The organism is Gulosibacter sediminis, from assembly GCF_030011715.1.
In the GTDB taxonomy this organism is placed as follows: domain Bacteria; phylum Actinomycetota; class Actinomycetes; order Actinomycetales; family Microbacteriaceae; genus Gulosibacter; species Gulosibacter sediminis.
The window spans coordinates 91,453-103,612 of record NZ_JASCYH010000004.1; the positions used below are offsets into that span (position 1 = coordinate 91,453).

The window sequence follows — 12,160 nt, forward strand, 5'->3', positions numbered from 1 at the left end:
GTGACGCGTCGCCTCATCGCCGTCGCGCTGCGCGAGCCCGACAAGCGTCCGAGCGAAGCCACGCTGCGACTGGTGCGCGCCGCGCGCGACTCGGCGGAGCAGCTCGTCGTCGTCTACGGCGGCGGTAAGCGTCCGCCTGCACCCCAATGGCAAGCCATCGGTGAGATCGCCGACTCGGTCTGGCCAGTGGGACGAATCGACTCGTTTGGCACGACCTACCAGGTGCTCCGCCAGCGCCTTGGCAAGGCAGCGCTGCAGGAGTTCGACGAGGTGCTCGTGCTCGACGACACGCTGCTCGGCCCGATCGGCGCCGACGCGACGTTCCCGCGCATCCGGGGCGACGACCAGGATGGCTCGACCCTCGTCGAACCCGAGCGGGGTGATGGCCTCGAGGCCACTGACCTGCCCTACCTCGCCCTGCGCGGCAGCGTGTTCGGCGACGGGCGGTTCTGGGCCGCCGTCGACGAGATCGGCGGCGACTTCGCGCGCTTCACCGCGGGGCTGCGCGAGGCGGGCTTCGAACTCAGCGCAATCCATCCGCGCGTCGCCGAGAACGAGCACTACTTCCTGCGCGACTCGATCATTCGGCTGCTGGGGGAGGGGCTCGAGTTCATTCCGTGGCGAACGTTCACGATCGACCCGATGCTCAATGACCGCTGGGGCATCGTGCCGCGCGAGAGCTACGACCTCATCGCCGAGCGCGGCTACCCGACCGAGCTGCTCTGGGCGAAGCTGCTCACCGCCGTGCCGCCGCGCACCTGGTACACGAACCTCGCCATGGCTGAGGTGCTGCCGACGAACGTGGCGCCCGAGACGCCCGTGTCGCTGACGACTGCGGTGATCGCGCACATCTACTACGTCGACATGGCCGAGGAGCTGCTCGAGCTCGCGGCCCGCATCCCCGGCAGGGTGCGCCTCATCGCGACGGCGGCGGATGAGCCTCGTCGCGCCGAGCTTGAGGCGCAGATCGGTGACGACCCCCGCTTCGAGTCGGTCGAGGTGCGCGCGGTCACGAGCAATCTCGGCCGCGACATCACCGCGTTCCTCGTCGACTGCGAGGACGTGCTGCGCGACCCCGAGATCGATCTCGTGGTGAAGCTGCACTCGAAGCGCTCGGTGCAGGACCCGCCGTCCGTGAGTGGCTGGTTCCGTCGCCATCTCTTCGAGAGTCTCTTCGCGAGCGAGCAGTACGTGCGTAACGTCTACGAGCTGTTCGCCAAGGAGCCGCAACTCGGCATGGTGTTCGCCCCGACCATCCACATGGGCCTGCCGACGCTGGGGCACGCCTGGTCGCTCAACCGGGGGCCGGCGGAAGCGCTCGCGCCCCGGCTCGGGCTGACGACGCCGTTTGACGCGAACACGCCGCTCTCGCCGTACGGCTCGATGTTCATCGCGCGCCGGGACGCGCTCGAGCCGCTGCTCGAGGCGAACTTCAGCATCAACGAGTTCCCCGACGCGCACGAGTACCGCGACGGCTCGCTCGCGCACGTGCTCGAGCGGTTGCTGAGTTACGTCGTGTTCAGCAAGGGCTACTACGCGAAGACCGTGACGAGCCCGCGTATCGCGTCGGTGAGCGAGCCGCAGCTCGAGTACAAACTCGCGTCGCTGAGCGAGTACCTGCCCGCCTACGGCTTTGAACAGGTGCAGACGCTGCGCGGTCGAGGGCAGACCTGGCCGATCCTCTACATGATTCGCCGCGTGCTCTGGGTTCGCGCCGAAACGAAGCTGCCCGGCGCCGGCCGATTCATGAGCCGCGTGTTCGGCGGCCTGCGTTCGCTGCGAAGCAAATTGCGCCGCTAGCAGGCAAAGCTATGACGGGGCCGGGGAGCGAAGTTGCGCTTCCCGGCCCCGTCTGCTTGTACTCCCGAATCGACGTATCCCCGGGTGACACGCCGATGATTGCGTGAATTCTTTGCGTAAAGTCCCAGTTTCACGTGACAATCGTGACCGGTGTGAATACTGTGAAAGTCGTTAACTCGTGTGACGACACGCCGAGGAGGAGAAAATGTTGAACGGGAATCTTCACCCCCGCCGCAGTGCTCCGTTTGTTGCCAGTTCCGTAGCGGTGGTCGCCGCGGGGCTGTTGCTGGCGGGATGCTCGACCGGGACCACGGCGGGAAATGTGGCCGCCGAGTCGCCAACGCCGACCGATGCCACCGAGACCGCGATCGCGACTGAGCCGGCTGAGACCGTCGAGCCGACGCAGGCCGAGGCCCCGGACGCGACCGAGACCCCGGAGGCGACTCCCGAGGGCACCGAGCTTCCGGTCATGATCAACAGCGCCTTCCTCGACTCCGCGGCCGGCACCATCGAGGTGCGCGGCACCGTGACCGGCTTCATCGGCGATGGCACGTGCACCGTTACCGCGATGAACGCCGACGGCACCGAGCTCACGGCTGAGGCGGCGGCGACGCCGGATGCGCAGAGCACGATCTGCGCGCCGATCACCATCACGGGCGCATCCGCTGGCGACTGGCAGGTCACGCTCGCGTTCGAGGGTGACGGGGTGTGGGGCGAGTCTGAGCCGCTGCCCGCGGAGGCTGGCTGATGAAGAACCTCGTCAAGATTCTTTCGGGAGTGGCCGCGGCCGCGCTCGCGGTGACGGGCCTGGTGCTCGGTGTCGGTAGCGCCCAGCAGGCCGACGCGGCCAACGCCGCGAACTTTAACCCCGGCTACATCGTGTCGGACGCGCAGTTCTACAACGACAACGCGATGACCGCGGCGCAGGTGCAGACGTTCCTGACCCAAAAGGGTGGCAACTGCACGAACAACTGCCTCAAGGATTACAAGGTCACGACCCAGTCGATGGCCGCCACGTCGCGTTGTGACGCGTACCAGGGTAAGACGAACCAGAGCGCTGCCGAGATCATCTACAACGTCGCCAAGGCGTGCAACATCTCGCAGAAGACCCTGCTCGTGCTCCTCGAAAAGGAGACCTCGCTCGTCACGATCGACTACCCGGCGAACTGGCGCTACGACCGCGCCATGGGCTATTACTGCCCGGACGATCCGGCACGACCCGGCTGGTGCGCCCCCCAATACGGCGGGTTCTTCAACCAGGTCTATAACTCGGCGGCGCAGTACCAGCGCTACGCCCAGTCGCCGAACTCGTGGAACTACGTCGCTGGCCGCACCAACAACATCCTCTACAACCCGAGCGCATCCTGCGGTTCGGGCCCCGTGTACATCCAGAACCAGGCGACCGCGGCGCTGTACATCTACACGCCGTACCAGCCGAACAAGGCGGCGCTGAACAACCTCTACGGCACGGGTGACAGCTGCTCGGCGTACGGTAACCGCAACTTCTGGCGCCTGTGGACCGACTGGTTCGGTTCGCCGACCGCGCCGATCACCGACGACGAGCCGGTCGTTGCGCCGAGCCCCACTCCCGCGGCGAACAAGCCGCAGGCCACCCTCGACTCGGTCAAGGTCAACTCCGACCAGACGGTGTCGCTGCGCGGCTGGGCGTTCGACGCTGACACCCCGAACGACTCGATTCGCGTGCACGTCTACGTCGATGGCAAGCCCTACAAGTCGATCGCGGCCGACCAGGCTCGGGCCGACGTGAACAAGGCCTACTCGGTGTTGAAGACCGACAACGTCGGCTTCAACTACACGACAAACGCCCTATCGGCGGGCGAGCACACGATCAAGCTCTACGCCATTAACGTCGGCAGCGGCTCGAACACGGTGATCGCCACGAAGACCGTGACGGTGAAGGCGCCGACCTCGACGCCGAAGCCCGTGGTGAACAAGCCGAACGCGACGCTCGACTCGGTCAAGGTCAACTCCGACCAGACGGTGTCGCTGCGCGGCTGGGCGTTCGACGCTGACACCCCGAACGACTCGATTCGCGTGCACGTCTACGTCGATGGCAAGCCGTACAAGTCGATCGCGGCCGATCAGGCGCGGGCCGACGTGAACAAGGCGTACTCGGTGCTGAACACCGACGACGTCGGCTTCAACTACACGACGAATGCCCTGTCGGCGGGTGACCACGCGATCAAGCTCTACGCCATCAATGTTGGCAGTGGCTCGAACACGGTGATCGCCACGAAGACCGTGACGGTGACGACGCCGACCGAGACGCCGAAGCCCGTGGTGAACAAGCCGAAGGCGACGCTCGACTCAGTCAAGGTCAACGCGAACCAGACCGTGTCGCTGCGCGGCTGGGCGTTCGATGCTGACACCCCGACCAGCTCGATTCGGGTGCACATCTATATCGATGGCAAGGGCTACAAGTCGATTGCGGCTGACGCGAAGCGCTCTGACGTGAATAAGGCGTACGAAGTGCTGAAGACCGACAACGTCGGCTTCAACTACACGACGGGCGCGCTCGCGGCGGGCGAGCACAAGATCACGATGTACGCGATCAATGTCGGTAGCGGCTCGAACACCGTGATTGCATCGCAAACGGTGACGGTGAAGGCCCCCGCGGCCACCACCAAGCCGACTGCAACGCCGACGGCGACGCCGAAGCCGACGAAGTCCGCCACGGCGAAGCCAACGGCCACGGCCACGCCGAAACCGACGTCGACGCGCACGCCGACGAACTCGGTCAAGCGCCCGCTCACCGTGATCCCTTCGGGCTTCGCACCGAGCGTCAAGGACCTGACGGTGGATGCGGAGGGCGGCATCGAGGCTCCGGGCACGGTTGCGCCCGGTGACACGATCATCGTCAGCGTGCCCGAGGCGAAGATCGGCAGCACCGTCACCGCGGTGGCGTTCTCAGAGCCGCAGGAACTCGGCGATCTCACGATCACCGAGGACAGCACGGTCGCGCTCGAGGTGCCGGCGGACTTCCCGGAGGGTGACCACCGCCTCGCCATCTACGACGACGAGGGCGAAATCCTCGGCTGGCAGGACGTGACGGTTGCCGCCGCCGCGGACGAACCCGAGCCAGACGCCGCATCCGAGCCTGCGAGCGAGACTGGCACGACCGAGGCGGCGGCCGCGGCTGACGACCCCGTCGCGACGCCGAGCCCGAGCGCATCCGCCTCGAGCGAAACCGAAGCGGGCGACGAGGTCAGCGCTGAGCAAGGGTCGACCGCGGCTCCGCTCTCGGTGATCCCGCCCGCAAACGGCGGAAACTCGGTACCGCAGGCCGACACCGGCGGGCTCGCCGTTACCGGCCCCGCCAACATGACGCCGATCATCGCGATCGTCGCCCTCGGCGTGACCGCCGGCCTGGGTCTGTTGATCGTTGCCCGACGCGACCGCATGGACGCGTAACCCGCGGCAAACGACGAGTGGCTCGGTACTTCGGTACCGAGCCACTCGTCGTTTGTATGCCGAGCTATGAACGTTTGGGCGATTGCCTAACCGTTGAGCTGGGTGTCGAGCACGACTCGCACGGGGCCCGTCTTCGTGTTCACGGTGCGGCGTGGCAACATCGCCGGATCCTGGATGCGCAGCTTCGCGTAGATCGCAAAGTAACACAGCAGCAGCCAGGCGCCTTCGACGAGGAGGCGCGACTCGGTCATCGCCTGCACGACGAGCGCGACCATGATGAAGAACGGCGCGGCGGTTGCCGCCGAGATGTGCGGGCGGCCGCCCGGGCGGTACGGCGGGATGCGCGGGGCATCGGGCACGTCGATCGAGATCCACCATGTGCGAATCAGCGTGCTGAACACGAGGCCGATGAATAGCAGCAGGCCGATGACGCCGACCTGCATCCACACATCGAGGAACGCATTGTGCGCCTGGTGATACGGCATGCCTTCGACGATCGCGAGGCTGTGGAACTCGGGCAACCAGGGGGCCCAGTAGCTGATCCAGCCGTGGCCGAGCACCGGCGACTCGCTGCCGAGCGCGAGTACGGCCCGCCAGATTGAACCGCGCCCCGACATGTCAGAGCTGCGGTTCATGAGCGCGAAGACCTCGTTATTGAACACGACGACGAGGATGCCGCCCGCGACGAGGCAGGCGCCGACGACGCTGTAGAGCACCCAGCGCAACTGACGATGGATGCGCCGGCTGATGAGCACGAGCGCTGCGCCGAGCAGCACGAACGCGCCGGCGACGTAGGCCGTGGCCGAGTCGGTGAGCAAGATGGCGGCGACGGATGCGGCGCTCGCGACGAGCGCGTACCAGCGCGACACCATGCGGTCGAGCAACTCGACGATGGTGACGATGAGGGCGATGAGGGCGATGATCGCGAGCAGATTGCGATTGCCCATGAGGCCCTGCAGCGGGCCGCCGTCGAAGAGTTCGGAGTGGGTCCAGTAAAACCCACCCGGCAGCGGGTCGGGGATGCGGTCGGTGCCGAGCAGTGACTGGAGCACGCCTGGGCGGAGGTAGGTCGGCGGCAGCACACCCGCGGGCATCGCGATCGCGGCGAAGAGCTCGAAGGCGAGCGAACCGAACACAAGCCAGCGCATCGCGGTGCCGAGGGTGCGCAGGAACTGCATGCGCGTGAGTGAAACGGCGGTGGCGAGCGCGACAAACGCCGTCGCGAGCTGCACCGCCGAGCCGGCGAGTGTCTCGATGCGGTAGCCCGACCAGATCACCGAGAGGAGGCACCACGCCGTAAATAAAAGGAGCATGAGCGGCAGGTGCCGCAGCCGCAGTTGGGGTCGCCGGCGCACGAGCAGCACGATTGCCAGCGCGACGAGCAGGCCGACCAAAGCGCCGTAGCCGGTCCAGCCGATCGTGTAGCGAAAGGTGTCGCCGCTGAACGCGACGACGAGCGCCGCGAACGTGAGCAGCATCGCCTTCGAGTATGGCTGGCCGTCGGGCAACCGCAGCCGGTCAAGCAGTTTCGCCCCCGTACCGGGAGCGCCGGCAGAGTTCGGGGACGCAGTCATGCGCCCAATTCTCGCACGCAGGCTCCGAGCGGGTCGTTGCTCATGGGGAAGGGCTACCCTCACAGGTGATGTTTGTGCCGCTGAAAAACACGCCAATGCGCTATGCCTGGGGCTCCCGGGGGGCGATCAGTGACCTGCTCGGAACGGGGGGTGTCCTCGACGAACCCGAGCTCGGCTCGCCGCTCCAGGCGGAGCTGTGGTTTGGCGCGCATCCCGCATCGCCGTCGAGGATTGCCGACCCCGAGCTAGCCAGTGGCGCGGCCACGCTGCGTGACTGGATCGTCACCGCACCCGACGCGGTGCTCGGCTGGCGGGCCGCGCAGGTGCATCCGGGGGAGCCGCAGCTGCCCTTCCTGCTCAAGGTGCTCGCGGCGGCACAGCCGCTCTCGCTGCAGGTGCACCCGACGTTGGCCGAGGCGCGCGCAGGCTATGAAGCAGAGGAAGCCGCCGGGGTCGCGGTCGACGCGCCCGAGCGCAACTATCGCGACCGGCTGCACAAGCCCGAGCTGCTCGTTGCGCTCAGCGAGACGATGTCGGCGCTCGCGGGCTTCCGTGCCGTCGACTCGGTGCGCGAGCTCGTCGCCGACGTCGCCGAGGCGGTGACGGGCACCCAGGTTGCGGCCGACTTCGCGCCGTTCGTGGAGCTCGTCGGCGCGGCCGACGACGAAGCCGCGATGCGCGGGCTACTCACCTGGGTCCTCACCGACTCGGCGGCAGCGCCGGCCGCGGTGGCGCTCGACGCGTGGATCGCGGCCGACGGCGACGCATTCCCAGTCGAGCGGCACAACCTCCGCCGCATCCGCAAAGCCTTCCCCGGTGACGCGAGCGCGCTCATCGCGCTGCTCATGAACCATGTCGTGCTGCACCGCGGTGAGGCGCTCTACGTGCGCGCTGGCGTGCTCCACGCCTACCTCGAGGGCCTCGGCATCGAGGTCATGGCGTCGAGCGACAACGTGCTGCGCGGCGGGCTCACCGTCAAGCACATCGACGTCGACGAGCTCATGCGCATCCTCACGGTTGTGCCCGAGGACGCGCCGCTGCTCGCGCCCGTCGTGCATGGCAACGTGGCAGCTTTCGTGCCGCAGGAGCCCGACTTCATGCTGCAGCGCGCGGCCGCCGAGCACCTCGACGATCACCTCGACTGCGCCGGGCCCGGCATCGCTGTGTGCGTCGCCGGCGCGGTGCAGCTCGAGGGCGGCGCCTCGGGCACCGCCAAGACCCTCGGCCGGGGCGACGCGGTGTTCATCACGCCGGACGAGCGAACCGTGCACGTGCGCGGCCGTGGCAACCTGCTGCTCGCCACGATGAACCCGCATGCGGGGGATTCTCAGGAGATGCTCGCCTGATCAGGTATTGATCTTCGCCGGGCAAATGCCGGGAGATCGTTGTGAGGGCGGGCGACACGCCGTTGCTGCAGTTGCGCCAATGTCTCAAGTGGTGCATTAGGGTTTCCGGCTCTCGCACTTGACGAGCACCGAATGACAACGATGTAATTAGGTCGGTGGCTCGGGCAAGTCGCTCGAGGAAAAGCGTGGGAGACGTGATATGGCAAAGATGATCCGTCCAGTTCCTGAGAACTGGTACGTCGATCCGCTGGAGCTGGGAGTACCCGGCACCAGCAACCAGATCGGCGACGACAATCCGCTTGCCTGGCAGGCGGACGCGCTGTGTGCGCAGACCGACCCGGAGGCGTTCTTCCCCGAGAAGGGTGGCTCGACTCGCGACGCGAAGATGATCTGCCAGTCCTGCGAAGTGCGCGCACTGTGCCTCGAGTACGCCCTCGAGCGCGACGAGCGCTTCGGCATCTGGGGTGGGCTCTCGGAGCGCGAACGCCGGAAGCTGCGCAAGCAGGCCTAGCAAGGCCCGCGGAAGCAGTCCGGCACCACCCACGCCCGGCCGGATGCTTCCGTCACGCCGGCCGGGAGGGGGGAGCAAAATTTTGGCTTGCCGAGATGAATCCCCGCGGCCGGGGCCCTGCGACCTAGCATTCGACAAATGCGACCAAGAGTAACGGCCATCGTCGTGGCGCAAAACGCCGCCGAGGCGCTCGCTCGAACCCTGCCCGCGCTCGAGGAACAGACGCGAGCGCCCGAGCGACGTATCTTCGTCAGCCTTGAGTCGCGAGATGCCACCGAGGAAGTCCTGCGGGCAGCGTCGCCCGACGTCCTTGTCACCCTGCCCGAGCGCACCTCCTTCGGTGAGGCCGTGCGCGCCGCGGTCGCGCAGCTTGCCGAGATCGACGAGGGCGACGCCGCCCGCATCGAAGAGTTTGGCACCGAGGGCGAGACGCCGAACGACTGGATTTGGTTGCTATCGGCCGACAACGCACCCGACCCGGATGCGCTCGAGGAACTCCTCGATACAACCGAACGCAACCCCTCGCTCGAGGTGACCGGTCCGAAGGTTGTGCGCACCGACGACCCCGCCGTCATCGTCGAGTACGGCGAGTCTGTGACGCACACCGGCGTCTCGGTACGCCTGCACCAGGACTCCCTCGACCAGGGGCAGTTCGAACACCTCAGCGACGTGCTCGGCGTTGGCGCCGGCGGCATGCTCGTGCGCCGCAACACCTGGGACCGCCTCGACGGCTTCGACCGCGGCCTCGACGCGGTCGACGACGGCCTCGACTTCTCGGTTCGCACCTGGCTCTCGGGCGGACGCGTGCTGCTGAGCCCGCGCGCCCGCGTCGAATCGCTTGCCGAGGATGCCTCGGGCACGGCCCGCTACGGCCAGCGCACCCGCGGCTTGCAGCGGTACCGCATCCGCCGCACCGCGCAGCTGCACCGTCAGCTCGTGTGGGCCGGCCGCGTCGAGTTCTTCTTCAACTGGCTGATGCTGCTGCCCGCGGCGCTCGTGCGCACCCTGCTGCACCTGCTGCGCAAGAATCCCGGGCGCATCCTGCCCGACCTGCGCGCCGCGCTCACCGTGTTCTTCCTACAGACCGGTGTGCCCTCATCGCGGCGGCAGTTCCACCGCACCACGCAGCAGCCGTTCAACACGGTCGATCGGCTGCTCATCTCGCCCACCGAGTGGCGCAAGATGCGCGCGAACCGGCGCGACGAGTACCTCGCGGCCTCGCAACATGGCCGCGATCGCTTCAACTTCATCACCGGCGGCGGTGGCTGGGTGCTCATCATCGCGCTCATCGCTGCCGTCGCGTTGTTCTTCCCGCTCATCGGAGCGGGCTCGCTGGCGGGCGGCGCGCTGTTGCCACTGTCGGGCAGCATCGGCGAGCTCTGGGGCACGACCGGCTACGGCCTGCGTGACACGGGCGGCGGCATCGGCGTGGCCGACCCCTTCAACCTTGTGCTCGCGGTGTTCGGCTCGCTGACGTTCTGGAACCCGAGCTTCATCATCGTGCTGCTCTGGCTGCTCGCGCTGCCCGTCGCGGCGGTCGGCGGCTGGTTCCTCGCCGCCCGGTTCACGCGCAGCCCCTGGATTCGTGCGTTCTTCGGCCTGGTCTGGATGGCCGCGCCACCGCTGCACGTCGCGCTCGCCGAGGGTCGCGTCACGGGTGTGCTCGTGCACCTCGCGCTGCCCTGGCTGTTCTTCACCTGCATCGCCGGGGCACGGTCGTGGGCGGCCGCCGCGGTGTGCTCGCTGCTCGCGCTCGTCGTCGCTGCGAGCTCGCCCAGCTTGATTCCGGCACTCACCGTCACCTGGCTGCTCTCGGTGTTCATCGCGGGCCGCGGCTGGATGCGGCTCGCGCTCACGCCGGTGCCGACGGTCGTCATGTTCCTCCCGCTGTTGATCACGCAGCTCAACCGCGGCCGGCCGTTCTCGATGTTTGCCGACCCCGGCATGCCCGTTGTCGCGGAGCCCGCGCGCGGTTGGCACGCCGCGACCCTGTTCGCCGAGCAGTCGGCGCACGGCTGGGCGCAGCTGCTCCAGTCGCTCGGTATCACCTGGGACCCCTGGATTGTGCTCGCCCTGCTGCAGGTGCCGCTCGCGCTTCTCGCGCTCATCGGCGTCTTCACCCGCAGCTGGCGAGTCGCGCTCGTGGGCCTCGGCACCGCTGCCCTCGGCTACGTCACGGCCGGCGTCGCGGGCGGCTTCGCATTCGCCACCACCGGCGGCGTCGCGGTGCCGCTGTGGGTCGGCCCCGCGCAGTCGTTCGGCTTCCTCGGCCTGCTCGTCGCGGCCAGCGCGGGCGCCGTCGCGATTCGCGGCTTCCGGGTGCCCGTCACTGCGGTCGCCCTGCTCGCGGTCGTCGCGCTCATCGTGCCAGTCGCGCCGAGCCAGCTCACCGGCACGTCGCCGGTCGCGGCCTCCGACGGCCGCACGCTGCCCGCGCTCGTGGACGCGCAGGGCCGCGCCGCCGAGCAGCTCGGCACGCTCGTGATCACCCCGACGAGCTCCGACACGCTGCGCGTCGAGCTCATTCGTGGCTCCGGGCAGAAGCTCAACCAGTTCTCGACGCTCGAGACGACGAACCTGATTCCAACGCCGGCCGACGAGCAGCTCGCGAACATCGCCGTTGGGTTCCTCTCTGCTGGCGCATCCAACCCCACCGCCCAACTGCACGAGCTCGGCATCGGCTTCGTGCTCGTCGAGAACGCGCCCTCGGGCGGCGGCGCCATCGAACAGCGCCTCGTCACCGCGATGTCGACGAACGAGGCGCTCTCGTCGGCCGGGCAGACCGCCGAGTATGGCACGCTCTTCCAGGTCGTCAACGCGGCCGAGACGCCGACCGACCCCGACCTCGCTGGCGCGCTCGAGACGACGAACTGGCAGCACCAGCTCGGTCGCACCATGCTCATCGTGCAGCTCGCGGTGCTGCTATTCGTGATCCTGCTCGCACTGCCCACCGGCGGCCTCGAGTCGCGAGTGCGGGCGAGCCGAGCCCTGGGCCGCCGCCGCTGGGAAGACCTCGATCGAGGCCGCGAGACCTTCACCGAGTTCGGTGCGGTGTCGCAAGAGACGGTGCACGTCTATGCCGACCAGCCCACCGGCGACCACATCGACACCGAGGGAGACACCCGTGCCTGACCTCTCGCCCCGCCCTGTCGACTCGTACCGCGACTTCGGCATCGACCCGGAGCTCGTCGCGGCCCCGGCACTGCCCGATGAGGACGAGCCCCTGCGCCTGGATGAGCTCACGGGCGTGCCCGCGTATTTGGGTGAGAATGTGCCCGAGCCTGAGTGCACGCCCGGCAGCGACGTTGCGGTGCTTGATGAGCCAGAGCCAGAGCCAGAGCCAGAGCCAGAGCCAGAGCCGGAGCCAGAGCCGGAGCCAGACGCGAGCGAACCTCAAGTCGCCGCACCCAAGCCGCGCCCGCGCCGCGGCCGCAAGCGCGCATCCGGCCGCTCGCGCGCCCAGGAACGCCGTCGGCGCGGCGCCGCCTCGACCGCCG

The 12,160-nt window shown here is 68.2% G+C and carries 8 protein-coding genes; 7 read left to right on the forward strand and 1 reads right to left on the reverse strand.

The window, feature by feature from the left end:
• The 3 genes from QM019_RS03195 to QM019_RS03205 all read left to right on the forward strand — a co-directional run bounded on the left by QM019_RS03195 (position 1) and on the right by QM019_RS03205 (position 5,232).
• On the forward strand, positions 1–1,800 hold the full coding sequence (locus QM019_RS03195; protein ID WP_282825216.1) for a rhamnan synthesis F family protein: 1,800 nt from the start codon (positions 1–3) through the stop codon (positions 1,798–1,800).
• A gap of 322 nt (positions 1,801–2,122) precedes the next feature.
• Positions 2,123–2,548, forward strand: a complete 426-nt coding sequence (locus QM019_RS03200; RefSeq protein ID WP_282851837.1) for a hypothetical protein — start codon at positions 2,123–2,125, stop codon at positions 2,546–2,548.
• Positions 2,548–5,232 carry a hypothetical protein gene (locus QM019_RS03205; protein ID WP_282851838.1) on the forward strand — a complete coding sequence of 895 codons (2,685 nt, stop codon included), beginning with the start codon at positions 2,548–2,550 and terminating at the stop codon, positions 5,230–5,232. The genes QM019_RS03200 and QM019_RS03205 overlap by 1 nt, the downstream gene beginning before the upstream one ends.
• An 86-nt stretch (positions 5,233–5,318) precedes the next feature.
• On the opposite strand, the gene QM019_RS03210 is transcribed toward QM019_RS03205, so the two are convergent.
• Positions 5,319–6,806, reverse strand: a complete 1,488-nt coding sequence (locus QM019_RS03210) for an O-antigen ligase family protein (RefSeq protein WP_282851839.1) — start codon at positions 6,804–6,806, stop codon at positions 5,319–5,321.
• Between the two features lie 68 nt (positions 6,807–6,874).
• Between QM019_RS03210 and manA the strand changes: the two genes are divergently transcribed.
• The 4 genes from manA to QM019_RS03230 all read left to right on the forward strand — a co-directional run.
• Entirely contained in the window at positions 6,875–8,152 is a 1,278-nt protein-coding gene (gene manA / locus QM019_RS03215) for a mannose-6-phosphate isomerase, class I (RefSeq protein WP_282851840.1), read from the forward strand.
• Positions 8,153–8,351: 199 nt separating this feature from the next.
• A complete protein-coding gene (locus tag QM019_RS03220; protein ID WP_282825206.1) occupies positions 8,352–8,663 on the forward strand; it encodes a WhiB family transcriptional regulator in 312 nt (103 codons plus the stop codon).
• A gap of 138 nt (positions 8,664–8,801) precedes the next feature.
• Positions 8,802–11,795: a glycosyltransferase family 2 protein gene (locus QM019_RS03225; protein WP_282851841.1), complete on the forward strand. Its 2,994-nt coding sequence runs from the start codon at positions 8,802–8,804 to the stop codon at positions 11,793–11,795.
• A partial coding sequence (locus QM019_RS03230; protein WP_282851842.1) for a hypothetical protein occupies positions 11,788–12,160 on the forward strand: 373 nt, incomplete at its 3' end. The genes QM019_RS03225 and QM019_RS03230, both read left to right, overlap by 8 nt.